We start from the raw sequence: 19,841 nt of genomic DNA, 5'->3' as shown, positions 1-19,841 counted from the left end.
GGAAACTCGGCAGCAATTGACGTTTCCGCGGCTCACGCTGCCTTCGTCATTGGCGGCTGCTTCCACTTGCCATCGAGCGCTTCCGACTTCGGCCAATAGAGGCGCATCGCTATGACAAAGGGGCCCTCGGGCGCGGGCAGCCAGTTGGCCTCCTTCTCCTTGCCGGGAGATTCGTTCTGTATGTAGAAGGTCAACCCGCCATCGGCATCCTTCACGAACAGCGGCAGCATCGGCGAATTCAGCAGGTAGCGGTCGATCGGGTTGGCGACAAGCAGGCTCTGGGGAAGGCGATACATAGTCAGCGACCAGAAGGCGTTCACGGGCGGCATCCCGTCGGGTGCGAAGCGCACGGTGTACTTATTGGCGCCATCGAGTGCGTTGCCGTCGGAATCGATGGCATAGACCGGGTACATCGCCTCCTGCTTGGAATTACCATAGATACCGAGCACAGCGGCCCCCATCCGGTAGAGATAGTTGTTTTTCAGAAAGGCGCGTGTGCCAAACATGTCGCCGGACGTCACCTCGCCCGCATCGACCCGTTTCTTCAACGCCGCGATCTCGACCCAGGCATCGGCCATTCCGCCTTCGATCGCGGTCCTCATCTCGGATGAAAGCTTGTCGGGATTGAAGGTCTTACCGCCTGCGACCCCGATCTTGGCGAAACGCTCCATCAGATCGATTTCGGTTGGATCGGTCGGGCAATATTGCAGCACGAAGTTGAGGATATTGAAGAAATCGGGCGACATCTTCTCCTCCTCCGGGGTCAGAGGCTCGACGAACTCAACCTCGGGCGCAGCCGCGGGCGCCGGCTGGCCCAGGAACTTGGACAGCGGTTCTGCCTTATACTCGGCCTGGATTTTCTTCACATTATCCAGGTCGGCCGGGTTGAAGAGCTGCGTTCGGTAGACGGCGAGCACGAACTCGGTTTCCGACCGCATCACCTTCTCCACGCCCTTCGGCGTCTCGCCCTTCCAGCCAGGCCCCGCGATCAGGAAGCTCCCACCACCGTTCCCCGTCGCGCGACTGCCGATGTAGTCGAAGTTGAAGGTATATGCGTCTATCAACTGGATGCTGAAGTAGCGGTCCTTCTCGATCGGCGGCACGGTCAGAACCATCGGCTCCGCGCGCAGGTCCAAGCCGAGCATCGAATATGGCGTATCCGAGTTGGGCGTCTGGATCGCCGTGTCGGCCGGCGTGTAGACACGCGGGATGTTGACGAGGTGGTTCCAGGGGCCCTTGTATTCCGGGTCCTTGGTGGCGACGAAATAGGCGTATTGGATGCGGTAGCTGTCGACCATCGGAAAGCCGTAGATATAGGCTTCCTTGGCGATGGCCCGTGCTTCCCTCGCCGTGACGTCCGCCGCCCGAACGGTCGCGGGACGCAACGCTGCAAGGCCCGCAGCGACAGCCAGGCCCTTGGTGAACTCGCGCTTCGTAATGCCCATGGAACGTCTCCCTCAACACCCGTCGTAAGGCCTGATTGTGTGCCCGGCCCTAGAAAGCGCAAGTACGCAACGGTAACGGCAGATCGACGGGCGCCCTGTTTGCATCGCAAGGCAGAGCGGGCGGGGGCAGGATGCCCTCCGGCCACGAGTAGTCGCGACGAACCACCATCGAACCTTGGCTGGAACCCTAGGTCATTGGTCCATGCGAATGCCTGAGGCAGCAGCGCGCCCTGCCCCGCCGAGTACGGGTGTCAGCGCGCCGGTGCCGCAAGCGCGAACAAGGCGCCCTGCGGGTCCGTACATTGTATGATCCAGCTTCCGCCGGGCACTTCCATCGGGCCGTTCAGAACCTTGCCGCCTGACAGCTTGACCCGTTCGACAGCGGCATCGATCGAGGGCACGTTGAAGTAGAAGGCCCAGCCGGGCATCGGCATTTCAGGCGGCTTCGTCATCATACCGCCGATCGCCTGGCCATTGTGGGCGAAGAGCTGGTAGATGCCGGCCGGACCCATGTCCAACGCCTGGTCCTTGGTCCAGCCAAAGAGATCCGAATAGAAGGCAAAGGCGGCAGCGCCGTTGCCGGCATAGAGTTCGTGCCAGCCGACATGGGCCGGCGTATCCATGGCGACGGGCGGCGGTGGCTCGGTCATGGAACTCTTGAAGATCGAGAAGACGGCGCCGTGGGGATCAGCAACGATGGAGAAACGGCCGACGCCGGGAATATCTTCCGCGGGCCGGTGGACGACGCCGCCGGCGGAGACGAGATCGGCCGCGGTCGTGTCCACGTCATCGACATGAATGTAGCCGATCCAGGCGGGCGGCATGCCCATCGCCTTGGCCGCATCCGGAAGCAGCATCAGGCCGGCAACAGGCAAATCGCCCGCCGTGAACATGAGATATTTCATGTCCGTCATGCCTGCATCCTTGGCATTCCAGCCGACTACTTCGCGGTAGAAAACCTCTGCCGCAACCATGTCGGTCGTCATCAGCTCGTACCAGACGAATTTTCCATGAGAATCGGACATAGCAACCTCCCCGTGCAACCGTCTCTGGCTATATAGCGCCCGCATGTGCGTTTTCCATGTACCATTTTTTGTGCGCTGGCGCGAGGCTTCGGCGCACCGGAGGCCATCAGGCGGGGCAATCCACGTCGCCTAGTGAGCGCCCGGCCAGCGGCATCTCCGCCACTGGCCGGACCGTGTTCGGGCGTGATAGCTCACAACCTCTCCCCGCAGTTCAGGCGCCCGCAATCCGTGCGGCGGCGAAGAAGTCTTCCGGGCTATCCACCTCCACGAGCCTTCGCTTCTCGACGAGCCAGAAACGATTGGCGACCGCGCGCACGAAGCTGCGGTCGTGCGAGACGAAGACGCAGCTTGCCTGATGGGCCATCAGCTCCGTCTCCAGCGCCTCCTGGCCATCGATGTCGAGATGGTTGGTCGGCTCGTCGAGGAGGTAGAAGTTCGGGTTGGTAAGCCGCAGCACCAGCATGGCGAGCCGGGCCTTCTGGCCGCCGGACAGGCGGACGATCGGGCGCTCCTGCATTTCCATGGCAAAGCCGGCACCGGCCAACAGTGCGCGGGCGCGCTGCTCCCCAAGTTCGAAGTGACGCGTGACCGTGGCAAGCGGGCCGTCGCCGTCGGCGAGCGTGGCGAGCGCCTGATCGCTGTAGCCGAGCACGAGCGATGGCGTGGCCTTGATCGCCTCCGTCGAAGCGTCCGGTTCCAGGATCGCCTTGCGGATCAGCGTGACAAGACGGGACTTGCCGACGCCGTTTGCCCCGAGAACCACGATGCGGTCGCCCTGGCATATGAAATGCCTGCCCGTCCTGAAGAGCGGCGTACCATCCGGCGTTTCCACCGCGGCGTCCTCCAGCGTCACGAGCACCTTGGCGTGGGTGCCCCGATTGGAGAGGCGGATTGCCCCCGCCGACCGCTCGAGATGGGCGGGCCGGGCCGAATCCTCGATCCGCTCGGCGCGCTGCTTCAACTGCTTGGTCTTGACTGTCAGCAGGTCGCTGCCGGAGTTGATGCCGATGTTGTTGAGCTTTGCCGCCTGCCTGCGCAGCTGCTCGGCCGTCTTCATATCCTTCTCGTAGCGGCGCGCATCCGAAGCGTCCGCCTCGTCCAGTGCCTCGCGCGCAGTCCCGTAAGGCAGGGAAAACGGGCGTGACTGCTCCGGCCGCAGGAAGAGCGTGCGGTTGGTGCAGGCATCGAGGAAGGCGCGGTCATGGCTCGAGACAAGGACCGCGACTTCGCGCGGGATATTGTCCAGCCACTCCTCGAGCTGGGCGATGCGCGTCAGGTCGAGATGGTTGGTCGGCTCATCCAGAAGCAGGACGTCCGGGTCGGTGACCCAGACGCGGGCGATAAGCGCGAAGCGCTGCCAGCCGCCACTGAGCTGGGAGAGCGGCCGCGCGCGCATCGCCTGCGGCACGTCAAGGGAATCGAGGACGAGATCGACCCGCCAGTCTTCGCTCGCCGCCTGCTCGGCCGGCAAGGCCTGGCTTACGGCCTCGCGGAAGGCGAGAGCCGACAGGGAGGACGGCACGTTCTGCTCGACGTAGCCGACCTGAAGACCGCGCGAGCGGGTTATCTCGCCGGTGGTCGGCTCGAGGCGCCCGGCGATGCAATTGAGGAGGGTCGATTTTCCCCGGCCGTTGGCCGCGACGACGCCGATGCGATCGCCGGCGCCGACGGTAAGGTTGAGGTTCGAAAAAAGGGGCGCACGGATGGTGACACCGAGATTACGCAAGCTGATCAATGCCATGTCTGTTCTCTGGTCTGCCCGGTTCATGGAATCTGCCGCCGGCGCACGCCGTTGCGGGACCATGGTCACGGTAGTTCATGACTATAGGCGACGGCTCCAAGCATGAGCATGCGGCGTCGCGCTATGACGAAGGGCAAACCAGGAAGAGATGGAAGATGCTTCGGTCTCTGGTCAGCCCTGCAAACGCATCTGCAGGGCATGGAGAGGGCCAAACTGGCGATTGCGCCAGACGAACGTAGTCATTTGTGGCCCTCCTTTCCGAATTTGAGTAGGCCGCCTTGATACCACCGATTGCGACGGCATTCAATAATGCGCAACCGCCCTCCTCCGGCTGGAAGAGAGCGGGCGAAAAATCAGTCGTGCGACCAATCAGACGACGGTTACAGGCACTTCCGTCGAGGTGCGCATCGCATGGCTGTAGGGGCAGACGATGTGGGCAGCAGCAGCGAGCTTCTCCGCCTCGGCCTTTTCGATCCCGGGAATATGAACGGAGAGCGCCACCTCGATGCCGAATCCCTTGCCGTCCTCACGCGGGCCAACGCCGACGGTCGCGGTCACCTTGGCGTCTTCGGGGATTTTGACCTTCTGCTGGCCGGCGACAAACTTCAGTGCACCGAGGAAGCAAGCCGAGTAACCGGCCGCAAAGAGCTGTTCGGGGTTGGTGCCCGTGGCGCCGTCGCCACCGAGTTCCTTCGGAATGGTGAGCGTTACGTCGAGAACGCCGTTTTCGGAAACGGCGTGACCTGCGCGGCCGCCGGTGGCGGAGGCCTTGGTCGTGTAGAGGATGGGCATGGCTAACTCCTTTTCGGTTAGGGTTGATTTCATATAAAACGCAATTTGATTGCGCGCAACATAATTTTGCAATTTGCATTTTGAGCATGAAACTGGGACAATATCCCTTTCGGGCAGCCCAGAACTGCGAAGGTGAAGAACATGGAAATGCGCATACCGGACGAGGAGAAGAAGCTGGAACGCCAGCTCTGCTTTGCGGTCTATGCGACCGCGCACGCCTTCACGCGGACCTACAAGCCGATACTCGACCGCCTCGGCCTGACCTATCCGCAATATCTCGTGATGCTGGTTTTGTGGGAGAGATCGGAGCTTTCGGTAAAGGCGATCGGCGAACAGCTCGACCTTGATTCCGGCACCCTGTCACCGCTCTTGAAGCGGCTGGAGCAGAACGGACTTATAAACCGCCGCCGCGACGTGGAAGACGAGCGGCAGGTGATCGTCTCGCTGACTGCCAAGGGCGAAGATTTGAAAGGCGAGCTGGACAGCGTGATGATGGCGATCGGCGAAGCGATCGGCTGCAGCCTGGAAGACATGGCCAGCCTGCGTGACAGGCTGCATGCGCTAAGGGCGAACCTTTCGGCCGCAGCGTAAAGCGAGGCGCCCCTTGCAGGGCGCCCTCGGCGACGGATCTCCAGCGATCATTGCCAGACGACGATCGGCGTCCTGTTTGGCACGCGGTCGTAGAGGTCGATGATATCCTGGTTCAGCAGGCGCACGCAGCCCGATGACACGGCCCGGCCGATCGACGTCCAGTCCGGATTGCCGTGCAGGCGATAAAGCGTGTCTTCCCCGTTCGAGAAGATATAGAGCGCGCGCGCGCCGAGCGGATTCTTGAGGCCTGGCTCCATGCCGCCGTTCTCGATCGAGTATTTTGCAAGCTCAGGCTGGCGCGCGACCATTTCGTTCGGCGGCTTCCAGCGTGGCCATTTCTGCTTCCACTGGATAACGCCGGCGCCTTGCCAGGCAAAGCCCTCACGCCCGATGCCGACGCCGTAGCGCATGGCCGTGCCGCCGGGCTCGACGAGATAGAGAAAGCGCGAGGGCGTGTCGACGACGATCGTGCCGGGAGGCTGGCCCGTCGGGTCCACGACGCGCTGGCGATAAAAACGCGAATCGATCTGCTGGTAGGGCACCGCCGGAATCAGGAAGCCACTGTCTTCGACCGGGCCGTAGATGATGTCGAGGTCAGGTGTGTCGGCATAGGCCGCGCCCGACCACGGCGCGAATGCCGGCTGGCGATATTCGATGACCTGCCCGCCATACACCTGCCGGGAGGAACCCGAGGAGGCGCACGAGGCAAGCGTCGACGTGGCGCCGATACCTGCGAGAGCGAGAAAGCGACGGCGGGACAAAGAGGTCGAAAAACTCATGATTGGCGCATCGATCCATGATGGACGACGAGCAGGACCGCGACCGCGGGCAAGCCGTCGATTTTCTCCAAGTAAACGCAAGACTTACCTGAAACCTAGAGAGCGCTTGCCGTTGCGGCTATCGCGCAGATGCAACATCACGAAAAATTGTTGCTAAGCCACTAAAGAACCACGATCTCTGCGCGCGCAGGAACGCGGTTATAGAGGTCGATGACGTCCTGATTCAACAGGCGGACGCAACCGGACGAGGTTTCCTTGCCGATCGACTGCCAGTCAGGCGTGCCGTGGACGCGATAGAGCGTGTCCTTGCCGTTCTGATAGATGTAGAGCGCACGGGCGCCGAGCGGATTGTTCGGCCCGGGGTTCATGCCGCCATTCTCGGCCGCGAACGGCTTGATGGCCGGGTCGCGCGAGACCATCTCGGCCGGCGGCGTCCAGCGCGGCCACTTCTGCTTCCACTGGATCACGCCCCTGCCCGACCACGCAAAGCCTTCGCGACCAATGCCCACGCCATAGCGCATGGCCTTGCCCTTCGGCTGGACGAGATAGAGGTAGCGGGCCTTGGTGTCGACGACGATCGTGCCCGGACGCTCGGCGCTTGGATAGTCGACTTCCTGGCGCAGGAGCCGCGAATCGATCTGGTTGTAGGGGATGGAGGGAACCGTGAAATCGTCGTCGGCGAGCTGGCCGTACATGGAGCCGTGCACAGGGTTCGAAACCGGCAGGCCGAAGGTCTGATTGTACAGCGTGTTCTCGTAGATATCGCGCACCTGCGGAATCGGCTGGACCGCGTTGGGCCCGGCGACGACGGGCCGGACCTGGATCATCTCGCCCGTGGCCGGATCGTAGTAGACCGGGGCGGTCTGCGCGCGAAAACGGTCGACGTCCATGCTGCCGGTATCGGGAATGATGCTGCAGGAGCCGAGCGCGGAGGCCAGGACCAGGCCGGCGGCAACGCGCAGGCGGCAGGAAGAAGCGACAAGTTCAGCCATCAGTTAAGAACCGCTCGATACCGTGAGTTTGCCCCATCGTGTCAGGCCCGGCTGGCGCGAAGCTGGCGTTCGACATCAATTTATCATTGCGGGGGAAGGTCTTTAAGCGCCATGCGGCGAATGCCCCGGGAAGCAGATCATGATGCCATGCGAATTTCCTGGCCGGGGCCTGTCCGCCTTCTTCCGAAGTGAATGGTTCGGGTAGGTGAATCCTGGCCTATTTTCCGCCCTCGGCACCAAGATTGGCCTACTCCACGAGTTGCCAAAGATGGCTGAATGTCAGAAGCTTGGTTGGCACAAGGCCATCGGCCTTTGATCCGAAACGGATTACGGAACATGGCGACAGCCGCTTCGACGGAGCTTACAAATCACGGCAGCGCCGCTATCTGCCGCGGCTGCTGGGACCAGATGCGCGTGCCCATCCCCATCCGTGGACCCCTCTCGCTTCCGTTCCGCGCATTCGGCATCACGCAGAGCAAGATGAATCCGAATATCTGCACGATTTGCGAGCGCTCGTTTCGCTACGTCAAGAAACAGCGCCATATAACGGCCAGCGCAACCATCCTGTTTGCGGACATAAGGGGATTCACCGCCCTGTCCGAGCGGATTGAAGCGGTCCGATTGAGCGAGATCGTCAGCCTATTCCAGGATCAGTGTGCGCAGGCGATCTGGGCCCACGACGGGATCGTCAACAAGCAGATGGGCGACGGCCTGATGGCGATCTTCAATTTTCCGATCGCAACAAAGGATCACGCCAGCGCAGCGGTCATGGCGGCGCTGGACATACAGCGACACTGCGCGGAAGCGCTTGCCGGTCTGGATGCGACTCTCGGCGGAATGCCGGGTCGCACGCTCGGCGTCGGTGTCGGCATCCATAGCGGCGATGTAGAGATCGGTGAGTTTTCAAGCTTTCGCAGCGATTTCACCGCGATCGGCGGCGCAGTCAATCTTGCCGCGAGGCTTGAGTCCCAGGCCGCTGCGGGCGAAATCCTCGTGTCGCCCGAGACAGCGGCCCAGGCTTCCGGCCTTACGATCGGGGCCGAAACACGCCTACTTGTCCTCAAGGGCATAGAACAGCCCGTACAGGCGAGAGTGCTGGCGAAGATTTGATATGACCCGAAGGTCTATAGGGCGTTCATAGGAAATCTAGTCACGCCCGCTCCGACGCGGGAGCCGCGGGGCGACCGACCACCGCCGGCGCTGAGCCGCCACCATCACTCTCTACGAATGACGCGGGCGGCATGGCTTTACGACTCCGGATTTTTTGGTAATCGACCAAAGTCCTGTTTTCGCAGCCGGCCGGGCGGGATAAGAAGACGGCAAGGAGGATCTTGACGATGGATGCTGGCGTTCTTGACGCTGCCGCTTTTCCGGCGACCGACCGCGACCTCTGGCTGAAGCTGGTCGCCCGCGCGCTGAAGGGTGCCTCCTTTGACGAGGCGCTTGTCTCCCATACCGATGACGGGATCGCCATCGAACCGCTTTACGAGCGGCTCGGCGAAGCAAGCCCGCTTCTGCGACGGCAGCCAGGCAGGCCCTGGACAATCACCCAGCGCATGGACGACCCGAACACGGTCCGCGCGACCGCGCAGATGACCGACGACCTTTCCAACGGGGCGACCGGGATAGCGCTCGTCCCGGCGGACAGCCCCTCCGCTTTCGGCCTCGGCATCGAAAGCGGCCATGCAGACGCTTTCCTCTCAGCGATTGCAGCGAAGATCGGCGAACGCGGCAGTATCCGCCTCGAATCCGGTGATGTTTCCCTGGGCGAGCGGCTTTCCCGGCTTTCGGCAACGCCGAATGCGCGGCCGATCCACTTCGGTATCGACCCGCTGAGCGCTGCGGCACTATCCGGCAGCAGCGCAGGGCTCGAGGATCTGCCGCAGCACTTTTCCGTCCTGGCCGACAAGGCAAATGGCGGTACGGTCTTCAACTCGGACGGGCGTCTGATCCACAATGCCGGAGGCACGGAGGCGCAGGAGCTTGCCTTCGTCGCGGCGTCGCTGGTCGAATACCTGCGCGCCCTCGACGCAGCGGGCTCAGCGCCGGAGCAGGTGCTGCCGGCCATCAGCCTCTGCCTCTGCGCGGACCAAGACCAGTTCTTGACCATCGCCAAGGCCCGCGCGGCGCGACTGGTCCACGCCCGGATCGCCGAGGCTTGTGGCATTGCCGAGCCGGTCGCGGCGCACCTCTTCATGGAGACGAGCTATCGGATGCTGACGCGGCGCGACCCGGAAACCAACATTCTGCGCAACACGATCGCAGTGTTTGCAGCGGGCACCGGTGGCGCCGACGAGATTGCCGTGCTGCCGCATACGATCACACACGGAATTCCCGACCCGCTTGCGCGGCGGCTTGCCCGCAACACGCAAACGATCCTGATCGCCGAAAGCCATCTCGACCATGTGGGAGACCCTGCCGCCGGTGCAGGTGGCATCGAGGCACTGACCGATGCACTGGCGGAACGAGCCTGGGAGATCTTCAAGGGCATCGAGCGCGAGGGCGGCCTTTCGAAGACAATCGAAAGCGGCCGGCTTGCGACAATGATCGCCGAGGCACGGGCACGCCGAACGCCTCGACCGATCGTCGGAACGAGCCTCTTCGCGATGAAGCAAGAGCGGCCCGTGACGGTGCTTGGCCCGCTCCGCCCTGCCACGAACAATGGACTCAAGCCGGTGCGGCTGGACGAGGTGGTCGCATGAGCAGAATTCCGAACTTCGCCGAGATACATTGGACGCGGCAGCAGATGGCCGCGGATGTCGAAGCCGATATCTGGCAGACGCCGGAGGGCATCGACGTCAAACGCGCCTATGGCGAGGCCGATCTGCAGGGGCTGAACTTTCTCGACAGCTTTCCGGGCGCCGCTCCGTTCATCCGCGGCCCTTATCCGACCATGTATGTCCAGCAGCCATGGACGATCCGGCAATATGCGGGCTTTTCCACCGCCGAGGAATCGAACGCCTTCTACCGGCGCAACCTTGCCGCCGGCCAGAAGGGGCTTTCCGTCGCCTTCGACCTTGCAACGCATCGCGGCTATGACAGCGACCATCCGCGCGTTGCCGGCGATGTCGGCATGGCCGGGGTGGCGATCGATTCCATCCTCGACATGCGCCAACTCTTCGACGGCATCCCGCTCGACGAGATGAGCGTCTCCATGACCATGAACGGCGCCGTCCTGCCGATCATGGCCCTCTATATCGTTGCGGCGGAGGAACAGGGCGTCTCAGAGGACAAGCTTTCCGGAACCATCCAGAACGACATCCTCAAGGAGTTCATGGTCCGCAACACCTACATCTACCCGCCGCAGCCCTCGATGCGCATCGTTTCCGACATATTCAGCTACACCAGCCAGCGGATGCCGAAATTCAACTCGATATCGATCTCCGGCTATCACATGCAGGAAGCCGGTGCGACGGCGGACCTGGAGCTGGCCTATACGATCGCCGATGGCATCGAGTATGCGCGCGCCGGCGTCGCTGCCGGGCTGGACATCGACAGCTTCGCCCCTCGCCTCTCATTCTTCTGGGCAGTCGGCATGAACTTCTTCATGGAAGTGGCCAAGATGCGCGCCGCGCGCCTCCTCTGGGCGGCGTTGATGAAGGCGAACTTCGCGCCGAAGGACCAGAAATCGCTGGCGCTGCGCACGCATAGCCAGACTTCCGGCTGGTCGCTGACGGCACAGGACCCGATGAACAACATCATCCGCACCATGGTGGAAGCCATGGCGGCGACACAAGGGCACACGCAGTCACTCCACACCAATTCCTTCGACGAGGCGCTCGCCCTGCCGACCGATCATTCGGCTCGGATCGCCCGCAACACGCAAATCCTGCTGCAGAAGGAATCCGGCACGACGCGGATCATCGATCCATGGGGCGGCTCGGCCTATGTCGAGCGCCTGACGCATGATCTCGCAGCACGGGCGCTGACCCACATCGAGGAGGTCGAGGCGCTGGGCGGCATGGCGAAGGCTATCGAGAAGGGCATCCCCAAGCTCAGGATCGAAGAGGCCGCGGCACGGACGCAGGCTCGCATCGACAGCGGCCACCAGACGGTCGTGGGCGTCAACTTCTCACGACCGGAACGGGACATAGAGGTCGACGTGCTCAAGGTCGACAATTCCGAGGTCCGCGCCCGGCAGCTCTCCAAGCTTCAGCAGTTGAAGGGCACCCGCGACACGGCCACCGTCGAGGGCGCGTTGGACGCGCTGGCGGAGGCGGCCGGCAGCGGCACCGGGAACCTGCTCGACTTCGCCGTCAAGGCGGCGCGCGCGCGGGCGACGGTCGGCGAAATCTCGATGGCGCTCGAGAAGGCATTCGGCCGGCATGTGGCGGAGATACGCACCATTTCCGGCGTCTACCGCAAGGAGGTCGGCAATACCGACGAGCCCTTCAACCGGGCGGTCGGCAAGGTCGAGGAATTCCGCAGGAAGCGGGGCGAGAAGCCGCGCATACTTGTCGCCAAGATGGGCCAGGACGGCCATGACCGCGGCCAGAAGGTCATCGCGACAGCCTTTGCCGATCTCGGCTTCGATGTCGTCGTCGGTTCCATGTTCCAGACACCGGAGGAAGTGGCCGATCTTGCCGTGCGCGAGGGCGTGGACATCGTCGGCGCCTCGTCGCTCGCGGCCGGCCATCTGACGCTGGTGCCCGAGCTGAAAGAGGCGCTCACCCGCCGTGGCGGCAGAGACATTCTCATCGCCGTCGGCGGCGTCATCCCGCCACAGGACTTTCCCGCGCTTGAAGCAGCGGGCGCCGACGCGATCTTCCCGCCCGGCACGGTGATCGCCGAAGCGGCGCGCTCGCTGGTCGAGAGGCTGATGGCCTGAGGCATCGGCCGGCTGGGTCGGCAGCTAGCTGCGCTTACGCCGCAACGGAGCCGAAGAAGTGGATGCTCTGTTCGATCTCCGCCGGCAGAGCGGAGGTGTGCCCGCCGGGCAACGTCGAGGCTTCGATCTTGACGCCGGCAACGCGGGCGCGCTTGGCGAGCAGCCCTGCACGATCGTTGAAGTGATCCTCTTCCTTGCCGTGCATGACATAGACCGGGCACTTGAAGCTTTCGGCATAGCAGAGCGCCGAGCGCATCTGGAATTCGCGCGGATCCTTCTCGTCGAAGCGGATATCCTGCGGATAGCGATCGAAGAAGCGGAACGCATCCGGATTGCCGGAAATCGGCGTAGCAGCCCGGAAGCGCTTGCTCGACATTGCGGTCAGCATCGTCAGCGTGCCGCCGATGCTGTGACCGGCGATAAAGACGCGGCTGCCGTCAACGCCCGGCAGATGTGCGAGGCGATGGGCGGCGGCCAAGGCATCCGAGACCTCGTCGTAAAAGCCGGAGAAATTGCCCAGCTGCCCGTTTTCGCCGCGCACGGAAGGCATCATCACGACATAGCCGGCGTCGATATAGGGCTTCATCAGCTCCCAGTGACCGATGCCCATGGCATTGCCGCCGTGAAGGAACAGCACCGCCGGCTTCAGCTTCGGCGTGCGCTTGTATTTCGAAACCCAGGCGACGAGTTCCAGCTCGCCACCATAGCCGGACCGATAGAAGATCTGATCGGCATCGGCGGGCGTTTTCAGCGGTTCGTACTTGTCCGGAGCAGGCCCCTTGCGCAGCAGGCGGGTGCGGAAATGCTGCCGCTCCTTCTCATAGTCGCCGGTCAAAAGCGGTGGCTGCGGAGGCACCTCGACGGCGGAGGCGGCACGCGGCACCAAAGCGGCGGCGAGGCCGGCGAGAACAACACGTCTGGGCAGGGAAAATTTGTCTTCTTTGCGCGAGGTCATCTAGGTACTCGTTGTTACCAGGCTGCAAGATTCTCGCATGAGAAAACCGACACGGCCCAATCAAAATGCGGTGAAAAAGCGACGTTGCTTCACTCTTGTCCAGCAGGGGCACCCGCGTCAATCATCGCCACCAGTGTAGTGAGCCGATCAGCCTCGTAGGGCGGCTTGTCCGGCCGCAGTCGCGCTATGCGCGGAAAGCGCATTGCAACCCCGGATTTGTGGCGCGTTGAGCGGCTGATGCCCTCGAAGGCGACCTCGACGACAAAGCCGAAATCACGCTCGGCGCGGACGGCGCGAACCGGGCCGAAACGCTCTACCGTGTTGTTGCGCACGAACCTGTCGAGTACTTCGAGTTCCGCATCGGTGAAGCCGAAATAAGCCTTACCGACCGGGACGAGCTGCTCTCCATCCGGCATTTCGGACCAGACACCGAAAGTGAAATCCGAATAATAGCTCGAGCGCTTGCCATGACCGCGCTGCGCATACATCAAGACGGCATCGACGTTATAGGGATTGCGCTTCCACTTGAACCACGGTCCCTTGGCGCGGCCAGCCTGGTAGACGCTGTCGCGGCGCTTGATCATCACGCCCTCGATCACCGGGTCGGGCGGCGACGAGCGCAGGCGGTCGAGCTCATCCCAGGATGCAAAATCGACGAGCGGCGACAGATCGAAGCGGTCATGTGGCGAGAGATCGACTAGAGCGGACAGCCGTTCGCGCCGTTGCAGATAGGTCTCGCCGCGAACATCCTCCTCGCCCGAAAACAGAAGGTCGTAGGCTCGGATGAAGGCCGGATATTCCCCGAGCATCTTCGCCGTCACCGTCTTGCGGTTCAGGCGCTGCTGGAGATCGGAGAAGGTGCGCGTCGGGCTGTTGGAACGCGACGTGCCACCGATCAGAAGCTCGCCGTCCATGACGCCATCGAAGCTGATCGCGTCAACGATATCCGGAAAGGCGGTGGAAATGTCGTCACCCGAGCGGGAATAGATGCGCCGCGTGCCGCCCGAACGCGACAGCTGCACGCGGATGCCGTCCCATTTCCACTCGGCGGCGAAATCGGCGGGGTCGAGATTGGCGAGATCGCCATCCTCGACGGGGGTCGCAAGCATGACGGCATGGAAGATCGCCGGCGTCGCGAGCACCGGCTTGTCGGCCCCGCCTTCCAGCCAGGCGAAAAGACTTTCATATGGCGGCTCCAGGCCATGCCATAGCGTTTCGATCTCGCCGATTTCCTTGCCGCCGAGTTCCGCAAGCGCCTGCTTGGCGAGGCGGGCCGAAACGCCGATGCGCAGCGCGCCGGTCGCGAGCTTCAGGAAGGCGAAGCGCCCGGATGGATCGAGCCTGTCGAGAAGATCGCGCACGAAGCTGCGCACCTCCGTGCGCCCGAGCGCATTCATGCGTTCCACGACCTCGCCCAGCCGTGGCTGCGAGAGGGGCGAGCGTTCGATATCACTCTCACGATCCCAGACCAGCGAAATGGTCTCGGCAAGGTCGCCGACATAGTCGTAGGAATAACGGAAGAGGATTTCGTCCATGCGCTCCAGCACGAGGTCGCGCAGCATCGCGGGCTTGACGTTTCGGACTTCCAGCGTGCCGGCAATCGCGGCAAGACCATAGCCGCGGTCCGGGTCGGGCGTGTCGCGGAAATAGTCGGTCAGGAGCTTCAGCTTGCCATTGCGGCTCGGCGTCAGCACCAGGCGGTCGAGAAGGTCGGCGAAAGCCTTCATCAGTCCCCCTCGTCCTCGTAGCCGATCAGATGCAGGGGCCGGGCCGGAATGCCCGCAAGTTCGCACCAGCGCACCAGCGCCTCCTCGCGGCCATGCGTGACCCAGACCTCAGCCGGATGCAGCTCCGTGATGGTCTCGGTCAGTTCCGGCCAATCGCAATGATCGGAAATGACGAGTGGCAATTCGACGCCGAGCTGCTTGGCGCGTTGGCGCACCAGCATCCAGCCGGAGGCAAAGGCGGCGAGCGGCTCTTGGAAGCGCCGCGCCCAGCGATCGGAGAAGGCGGAGGGCGGCCCGACCACGACAGCGCCACGGAAGGCTGCCGCATCCGAGACTTCGACCGTTGCCGGACGCAGTTCCCCGAGATCGATGCCCTGGCCGACATAATAGTCGCAGAGCCTCTCCATCGCGCCATGGATATAGATCGGCTGGTCGTATCCGGCATCCCGCAACAGGCGGATCACCCGCTGGGCCTTGCCGAGCGCGTAGGCGCCGATGAGATGCGTGCGTTCCGGAAACTGCCGGAGCGAGCCTAGAAGCTTCGCCATCTCGGTCAACGGGTCGGGGTGGTGGAATACGGGAAGGCCGAACGTCGCCTCCGTTATGAAGATATCGCAGGCGACCGGCTCGTAGGCCGCGCAGGTCGGGTCCGGGCGGCGCTTGTAGTCGCCGGAGACGACGATGCGCGTGCCACCCTTCCCAATCGCGATCTGCGCAGAGCCGAGCACATGGCCGGCGGGATGGAAGCTGACATTGACGCCGTTTACGGAAAGCGCTTCGCCATAGCCCACGGCCTGTTCGCTGCCGGCAAAGTCTTCCCCGTAGCGCAGCCGCATGATGTCGAGCGTCTGGCGGGTCGCAAGCACATGGGCGTGCCCCGCGCGCGCATGGTCGGAATGGCCATGCGTGATCAGCGCCCGTTCGACCGGCCGCACGGGATCGACGTAAAAGCCTCCATCGGGACAAAACAGCCCTTCGGGAGCGGGATAGAGAAGAGTTTCGGGCCTCATGGAAGGCAAGATAGCGGGAAATCAGCGGGAAACCAGAGCAGCGAGCCCTGCGCCGATGCAAGCGCCCCGGCGGACCGGGGAAAGCCGCCCGGCCTGCGTCTTTGCAAGGTGCCCCAGAGGCCGAGCGGCGATCGCGAAGGCCATCGTATCGATCACCGGCTCCCCTGACCAGTCATCGCCGCCCCCGCAGGTGAGCGCATATTGCCCGAATGCCCCCGCACTTTCTTTGATATGGCTCAATCCTTCGCAAATTCCTGTGCGGCCAAATGCTGAAATTGCATCTTTTCCACAGCCGCTGACCGCCCCCGGACAAGAGGCCAAGCAAAATCATCAAAACTCTTCATCGAGCTATCACGGGCCGGGCCTTCCGTTTGTGCCGGGCAGCGCCTAGTTTTCCGCAACGAATCAAGGGGGACTATCGAGATGCTGACGATCTATGGCGTTTACCGCTCGCGCGCGTCGCGCAACTATTGGATGGCGGAGGAGCTGGGCCTCGAATACAAGTCCGTGCCGGTCATCCAGGCAGGCGAACTGGAAAACCCGCTGGCGAGCGGCGCACGACTCAACACGCTCTCGCCCGAATTCCGGGCGGTGAACCCAATGGGCCTTATCCCCAGCATCGACGACGACGGGTTCCTCATGAACGAGTCGCTTGCGATCAACCTCTACCTGGCGCGCAAGCATGGCGGCCCTCTTTCCGGCCAGACTGCAATCGAGGACGGGCAGATCGCCATGTGGACATTGTGGGCCGCGACAGAGGTCGAGCCCCACACGGTGCAGGTCGTTCGGGTTTACGACAGGAAGCAGGAAAACACCGATGCCGGCAAGGCGACGATCGACGTCTCGTGCCGATCGTTGAAGTGGTCTTTCGCAATGCTCGAGAATCATCTCGCCGGATCGAGCCACCTCGTCGGCGACCGCTTTACCGTTGCGGACATCAACATATGCGAAGTGCTGCGCTACGTGCAGACCGAGAAGGCTGTTTTCGACAGCCATCCCAATATCAAGAGCTGGATGGCCCGGTGCCAGTCGCGACCGGGATTCAGGCGGATGTGGGAAACCCGAGCGAAGGAGGCCGCCTAAGCGGTCCGGCACTTCAGGCGAAGGGCCGCATGCTCTCTTCCATCTCGTCACGGATCCATGCCTTGAAGGCGGTGACCTTCTTCGACTCCCGGACGCCCTCGGCCGTGATGAAATAGTGGCCGTCGCCGGTCCTGGCGCGGATACCGAAGGGATCGACAAGCCGACCCTGCTGCAAGGCGTAGGCGGCAAGGGTCTGCCAGGCGAGCATGACGCCCTGCCCTGCGATGACGGCATCGAGGCAAAGCGATGCATCGTTGAAGCTGTGGCGCGTTTCCAGCTGCGCGCCTGAAAGACCCGCAGCCCGCAGCCAGACCTCCCAGGTGAAAAGCGCGTGGGCATCGATCACTGCCGGCAGCTTCAGAAGATCGGCCGGCGTCTTCAAATCTCGGGCGAGTTCGGGCGTGCAGACCGGAAAGACCTCCTGCTGCAACAGGAGCTCGGCCCTGACGCCGGGCCATGTGCCGTTGCCGACCCGGATGCCGATATCGACATCCGATGTTGCCGGATCGATGAGCCGCATGGTGGCATCGATCCGCAGCCTTATCTCCGGGTGGCGGGCAGCGAAGCGATCCAGCCGATGGACGAGCCAGCGCGCGGCAAAGACGGGCGCCACCGAAATGGTGAGGATCGTCTCGTCGCGCTTGCGGGCGGTCTCCACCGCACCGGCTAGGTTTCTGAAACCTTCGCTCAATTGCGCCAGCACCGGTCTGGCGTGCTCGGTCGGCAGCATGCCCTTCGGTGCGCGCTCGAAAAGTGTGAGACCGAGCTGGGCCTCCGCCCGGATGACATGCTGGCTGACGGCGCCGATCGTCACGCCCAGTTCCTCGGCAGCTGACTGCAGCGAGCCGAGGCGGCTCACCGCCTCCACCGCACGCAGGCCATTCAGGTGCACGAGGTTCAGGTTTTTCATATAGTTTTTCTAAAGCACCATATCGCCATTCTCAATTGAAAGTTTGGCCGGAAAGTCCGATTCTGCGGATGTGATCTTATTGCGAATGACATCCATGGCTCGGATCAAGCATTCGTGGAAAGGATGAGACACGCCATGTTCACGCTGCAGATTTTCTTGAACAAACTGTTTGGCTTCACGCCACTGCCTCCCAAGCCGGGTAATGCTAATCACGACCCGCTTCGACACCCGGACATAGAGACGATGTCCCAGCGGGAACTCGCCGACCTGCCGCTCTCGCCGTGGCCGGCAACCGCGCCGCAGAGGGAGATGCCGAGGACCCGCTGCGCCTGAAACGAGAACCGCTCGATTTACGTGACCGCCACGGTTATCTTCCACTGGGGGAACCGGGAGGCGGGAAACGATGAGCAGCGATATCGATGCGATCTTCCGGCGGCTGCAGGGTCTTGTCGCCGAGGCCGGGCTGCCGGGCGTCGAGGAAGGCACATCCTATGGCACGCCGGCCCTGAAGGTCGGCGGCAAGGCTTTTGTCTCGGTGAAGAACGCCGACACGATCGTGCTTTCCATTCCGATCGACGACAAGGAACGCCTGATCGAGATGGCGCCGGAAATCTACTTCCAGACGGACCACTATCGGGGCTGGCCCTCGCTTCCGGTGCGGGTTACGGCGGTCGGCGACGACGAGCTCAGGGTACGGCTCATCGACGCCTGGCGATTCCGGGCGCCGCGGAAGCTCGCCGCCTCGTTCTCAGGCGGCTGAAAGCGTCATCTTTTCCGTGGCAAGCGCCCGCTGCACCGCAGGGCGCTCCAGCATCCGCGCGCGATGGTCGCTTATGTGGACGAACTGGTCGATATCGACGCCGTCGCCCTTCAGCCAGCCGGAGACGGTGAAGAGATAGGGATCGGCGACACTGAAGTTCTCGCCCATCACCCACGGACCCCGGAACATGTTTGCCTCGATCAGCCGGAAGCAATCGGTCATGTTCTGCGTGACCTTGGCGCGCATCGCCTCATGGGCAGCAGTATCATCAGCCCATCGGTAGCCGCGCCTGCTGTGCGCATGGTTCACATGGACGGTGGAGCAGAGATAGCTGTTGATCGCCTGCATATGGGCGAACTCGAACGGATCGTCCAACGGAGCGAGCCGTGCCTCGGGTGCCAACTGCGCGACATAGGCAAGGATTGCCGGCGTTTCGGTTATCACGCCCTGATCGGTGACGAGCGCGGGAACACGCCCCTTGGGATTGATCGCCAGATATTCGGGCGACTGTTGTTCGGTCCGGCTGAAATCCAGCGGTCGCGCTTGGTGATCGAGCCCCGACTCCTCGAGCGCTATCATGCTTGCCAGCGCGCAACTGCCCCGGCTGAAATAAAGCGTCAACATTCCACTCTCTCCCTACCCGCAAACTCATTATAACCGATTGCAAAAGAAAGAGAAATCGTGACGGAAACGAGGCAGAGCGGTGCGCTGTGGCCCGCTCTGCACGGAAAAGATCATGCGCAGCCCGGCACATCCTCGAGACGGTGCCAGACAGGGATGCCGCGCTCTCGCGCGATGCGCACATCGTTGTCGGCGCCCTTGGAATCACCCGGCAGGCGCAGCACGCCTTCACAGAGCTGAAGCAGCCGGCCGGCGACCGGGTGGAAGATCTCCTCATAGAGATCGTCACCGACACTTCGGCCACCAGCGGCGTTCCAGACCGGCAGCGCCACCCATTCGCCGATCATCGGCACGTGCCCGGCCTTGAACAAGGCGTGCGACGGCGCTTCCAGCCGCTTCAGGTTTTCCGCCATCTTCTTCGGGTCATCGCCCGTGCCTGAGCGATATGGCCCGGCAATCAGTATCAGCATCGTCATTCTCCCTGTAAGACCTGCCTCATGCAGGAGACTGCACGAATATGCGCAATTTTTCTTGAATGTCGAGTCTTTTCGTGCAATTCTGCGCATTATCGTAATGTTTCAT

General features: G+C 62.9%; 20 protein-coding genes. 7 read left to right on the top strand and 13 right to left on the bottom strand.

Annotation, left to right across the window (positions count from 1 at the left end; all coding sequences use genetic code 11):
- Window positions 1-32: 32 nt before the first annotated feature.
- The 4 genes from EV286_RS02890 to EV286_RS02875 form a co-directional block, all read right to left on the bottom strand.
- On the bottom strand, window positions 33-1,445 hold the full coding sequence (locus EV286_RS02890; protein ID WP_132955488.1) for a DUF1254 domain-containing protein: 1,413 nt from the start codon (window positions 1,443-1,445) through the stop codon (window positions 33-35).
- Window positions 1,446-1,696: 251 nt separating this feature from the next.
- Entirely contained in the window at window positions 1,697-2,470 is a 774-nt protein-coding gene (locus tag EV286_RS02885; protein WP_132955487.1) for a VOC family protein, read from the bottom strand.
- 211 nt (window positions 2,471-2,681) lie between these two features.
- Entirely contained in the window at window positions 2,682-4,211 is a 1,530-nt protein-coding gene (locus tag EV286_RS02880) for an ABC-F family ATP-binding cassette domain-containing protein (protein WP_132955486.1), read from the bottom strand.
- A gap of 369 nt (window positions 4,212-4,580) precedes the next feature.
- The gene (locus EV286_RS02875) at window positions 4,581-5,003 is read right to left on the bottom strand and encodes an organic hydroperoxide resistance protein (protein ID WP_132955485.1); all 423 of its coding nucleotides are present in this window, start codon (window positions 5,001-5,003) and stop codon (window positions 4,581-4,583) included.
- Window positions 5,004-5,150: 147 nt separating this feature from the next.
- Between EV286_RS02875 and EV286_RS02870 the strand changes: the two genes are divergently transcribed.
- Window positions 5,151-5,594 (top strand): MarR family transcriptional regulator, encoded by a 444-nt coding sequence (locus EV286_RS02870; RefSeq protein WP_132955713.1) that lies wholly within the window; start codon window positions 5,151-5,153, stop codon window positions 5,592-5,594.
- A gap of 47 nt (window positions 5,595-5,641) precedes the next feature.
- Here the strand turns inward: EV286_RS02870 and EV286_RS02865 are convergent, their stop codons facing one another.
- Together EV286_RS02865 and EV286_RS02860 are read right to left on the bottom strand one after the other, a co-directional pair.
- Window positions 5,642-6,373: a L,D-transpeptidase gene (locus tag EV286_RS02865; protein ID WP_132955484.1), complete on the bottom strand. Its 732-nt coding sequence runs from the start codon at window positions 6,371-6,373 to the stop codon at window positions 5,642-5,644.
- A gap of 161 nt (window positions 6,374-6,534) precedes the next feature.
- Window positions 6,535-7,365, bottom strand: coding sequence for a L,D-transpeptidase (locus tag EV286_RS02860; RefSeq protein WP_132955483.1), 831 nt, complete (start codon window positions 7,363-7,365; stop codon window positions 6,535-6,537).
- Window positions 7,366-7,701: 336 nt separating this feature from the next.
- On the opposite strand from EV286_RS02860, the gene EV286_RS02855 reads away from it, so the two are divergent.
- From EV286_RS02855 to scpA, 3 genes are all read left to right on the top strand, one after another.
- Entirely contained in the window at window positions 7,702-8,475 is a 774-nt protein-coding gene (locus tag EV286_RS02855) for an adenylate/guanylate cyclase domain-containing protein (protein WP_132955482.1), read from the top strand.
- A 227-nt stretch (window positions 8,476-8,702) separates the two neighbouring features.
- Window positions 8,703-10,067, top strand: a complete 1,365-nt coding sequence (locus EV286_RS02850; RefSeq protein WP_132955481.1) for a methylmalonyl-CoA mutase family protein — start codon at window positions 8,703-8,705, stop codon at window positions 10,065-10,067.
- Window positions 10,064-12,193 carry a methylmalonyl-CoA mutase gene (gene scpA, locus EV286_RS02845; RefSeq protein ID WP_132955480.1) on the top strand — a complete coding sequence of 710 codons (2,130 nt, stop codon included), beginning with the start codon at window positions 10,064-10,066 and terminating at the stop codon, window positions 12,191-12,193. Before EV286_RS02850 ends, scpA begins: the two co-directional genes overlap by 4 nt.
- A 34-nt stretch (window positions 12,194-12,227) precedes the next feature.
- Here scpA and EV286_RS02840 read toward each other — a convergent pair whose 3' ends face one another.
- From EV286_RS02840 to EV286_RS02825, 4 genes are all read right to left on the bottom strand, one after another.
- The gene (locus EV286_RS02840; protein ID WP_132955479.1) at window positions 12,228-13,148 is read right to left on the bottom strand and encodes an alpha/beta fold hydrolase; all 921 of its coding nucleotides are present in this window, start codon (window positions 13,146-13,148) and stop codon (window positions 12,228-12,230) included.
- An 89-nt stretch (window positions 13,149-13,237) separates the two neighbouring features.
- The gene (locus EV286_RS02835; RefSeq protein WP_132955478.1) at window positions 13,238-14,875 is read right to left on the bottom strand and encodes a cisplatin damage response ATP-dependent DNA ligase; all 1,638 of its coding nucleotides are present in this window, start codon (window positions 14,873-14,875) and stop codon (window positions 13,238-13,240) included.
- Window positions 14,875-15,885: a ligase-associated DNA damage response exonuclease gene (locus tag EV286_RS02830; RefSeq protein ID WP_132955477.1), complete on the bottom strand. Its 1,011-nt coding sequence runs from the start codon at window positions 15,883-15,885 to the stop codon at window positions 14,875-14,877. Before EV286_RS02830 ends, EV286_RS02835 begins: the two co-directional genes overlap by 1 nt.
- Window positions 15,886-15,906: 21 nt before the next feature.
- Window positions 15,907-16,125, bottom strand: a complete 219-nt coding sequence (locus EV286_RS02825; RefSeq protein WP_132955476.1) for a hypothetical protein — start codon at window positions 16,123-16,125, stop codon at window positions 15,907-15,909.
- Between the two features lie 183 nt (window positions 16,126-16,308).
- On the opposite strand from EV286_RS02825, the gene EV286_RS02820 reads away from it, so the two are divergent.
- Window positions 16,309-16,968 carry a glutathione S-transferase family protein gene (locus EV286_RS02820; protein ID WP_132955475.1) on the top strand — a complete coding sequence of 220 codons (660 nt, stop codon included), beginning with the start codon at window positions 16,309-16,311 and terminating at the stop codon, window positions 16,966-16,968.
- 13 nt (window positions 16,969-16,981) lie between these two features.
- Here EV286_RS02820 and EV286_RS02815 read toward each other — a convergent pair whose 3' ends face one another.
- A complete protein-coding gene (locus EV286_RS02815; RefSeq protein ID WP_132955474.1) occupies window positions 16,982-17,878 on the bottom strand; it encodes a LysR substrate-binding domain-containing protein in 897 nt (298 codons plus the stop codon).
- A 135-nt stretch (window positions 17,879-18,013) separates the two neighbouring features.
- On the opposite strand from EV286_RS02815, the gene EV286_RS02810 reads away from it, so the two are divergent.
- Window positions 18,014-18,211: a hypothetical protein gene (locus EV286_RS02810; protein WP_245500589.1), complete on the top strand. Its 198-nt coding sequence runs from the start codon at window positions 18,014-18,016 to the stop codon at window positions 18,209-18,211.
- 70 nt (window positions 18,212-18,281) lie between these two features.
- Window positions 18,282-18,638: an MmcQ/YjbR family DNA-binding protein gene (locus EV286_RS02805; protein WP_132955473.1), complete on the top strand. Its 357-nt coding sequence runs from the start codon at window positions 18,282-18,284 to the stop codon at window positions 18,636-18,638.
- On the opposite strand, the gene EV286_RS02800 is transcribed toward EV286_RS02805, so the two are convergent.
- Both EV286_RS02800 and EV286_RS02795 read right to left on the bottom strand, forming a co-directional pair.
- A complete protein-coding gene (locus EV286_RS02800; protein WP_132955472.1) occupies window positions 18,627-19,262 on the bottom strand; it encodes a glutathione S-transferase N-terminal domain-containing protein in 636 nt (211 codons plus the stop codon). The genes EV286_RS02805 and EV286_RS02800 overlap by 12 nt on opposite strands.
- Before the next feature lie 110 nt (window positions 19,263-19,372).
- Window positions 19,373-19,729 (bottom strand): DUF4406 domain-containing protein, encoded by a 357-nt coding sequence (locus EV286_RS02795; protein ID WP_132955471.1) that lies wholly within the window; start codon window positions 19,727-19,729, stop codon window positions 19,373-19,375.
- Between the last annotated feature and the right edge of the window lie 112 nt (window positions 19,730-19,841).

This window comes from Rhizobium sp. BK251, assembly GCF_004345245.1.
Lineage (GTDB): Bacteria > Pseudomonadota > Alphaproteobacteria > Rhizobiales > Rhizobiaceae > Rhizobium.
The sequence above is the reverse complement of the archived record's forward strand: the minus strand, read 5'-3'. Positions and strand labels throughout refer to the sequence as shown.

Coding starts and splice junctions, on each gene's coding strand:
- EV286_RS02820 (WP_132955475.1), top strand. CDS start 16,309: ATGCTGACGATCTATGGCGTTTACCGCTCGCGCGCGTCGCGCAACTAT.
- EV286_RS02815 (WP_132955474.1), bottom strand. CDS start 17,878: ATGAAAAACCTGAACCTCGTGCACCTGAATGGCCTGCGTGCGGTGGAG.
- EV286_RS02865 (WP_132955484.1), bottom strand. CDS start 6,373: ATGAGTTTTTCGACCTCTTTGTCCCGCCGTCGCTTTCTCGCTCTCGCA.
- EV286_RS02795 (WP_132955471.1), bottom strand. CDS start 19,729: ATGCTGATACTGATTGCCGGGCCATATCGCTCAGGCACGGGCGATGAC.
- EV286_RS02890 (WP_132955488.1), bottom strand. CDS start 1,445: ATGGGCATTACGAAGCGCGAGTTCACCAAGGGCCTGGCTGTCGCTGCG.
- EV286_RS02880 (WP_132955486.1), bottom strand. CDS start 4,211: ATGGCATTGATCAGCTTGCGTAATCTCGGTGTCACCATCCGTGCGCCC.
- EV286_RS02860 (WP_132955483.1), bottom strand. CDS start 7,365: ATGGCTGAACTTGTCGCTTCTTCCTGCCGCCTGCGCGTTGCCGCCGGC.
- EV286_RS02875 (WP_132955485.1), bottom strand. CDS start 5,003: ATGCCCATCCTCTACACGACCAAGGCCTCCGCCACCGGCGGCCGCGCA.
- EV286_RS02805 (WP_132955473.1), top strand. CDS start 18,282: ATGAGCAGCGATATCGATGCGATCTTCCGGCGGCTGCAGGGTCTTGTC.
- EV286_RS02855 (WP_132955482.1), top strand. CDS start 7,702: ATGGCGACAGCCGCTTCGACGGAGCTTACAAATCACGGCAGCGCCGCT.
- EV286_RS02885 (WP_132955487.1), bottom strand. CDS start 2,470: ATGTCCGATTCTCATGGAAAATTCGTCTGGTACGAGCTGATGACGACC.
- EV286_RS02850 (WP_132955481.1), top strand. CDS start 8,703: ATGGATGCTGGCGTTCTTGACGCTGCCGCTTTTCCGGCGACCGACCGC.
- EV286_RS02840 (WP_132955479.1), bottom strand. CDS start 13,148: ATGACCTCGCGCAAAGAAGACAAATTTTCCCTGCCCAGACGTGTTGTT.
- EV286_RS02810 (WP_245500589.1), top strand. CDS start 18,014: ATGTTCACGCTGCAGATTTTCTTGAACAAACTGTTTGGCTTCACGCCA.
- scpA (WP_132955480.1), top strand. CDS start 10,064: ATGAGCAGAATTCCGAACTTCGCCGAGATACATTGGACGCGGCAGCAG.
- EV286_RS02835 (WP_132955478.1), bottom strand. CDS start 14,875: ATGAAGGCTTTCGCCGACCTTCTCGACCGCCTGGTGCTGACGCCGAGC.
- EV286_RS02830 (WP_132955477.1), bottom strand. CDS start 15,885: ATGAGGCCCGAAACTCTTCTCTATCCCGCTCCCGAAGGGCTGTTTTGT.
- EV286_RS02800 (WP_132955472.1), bottom strand. CDS start 19,262: ATGTTGACGCTTTATTTCAGCCGGGGCAGTTGCGCGCTGGCAAGCATG.
- EV286_RS02870 (WP_132955713.1), top strand. CDS start 5,151: ATGCGCATACCGGACGAGGAGAAGAAGCTGGAACGCCAGCTCTGCTTT.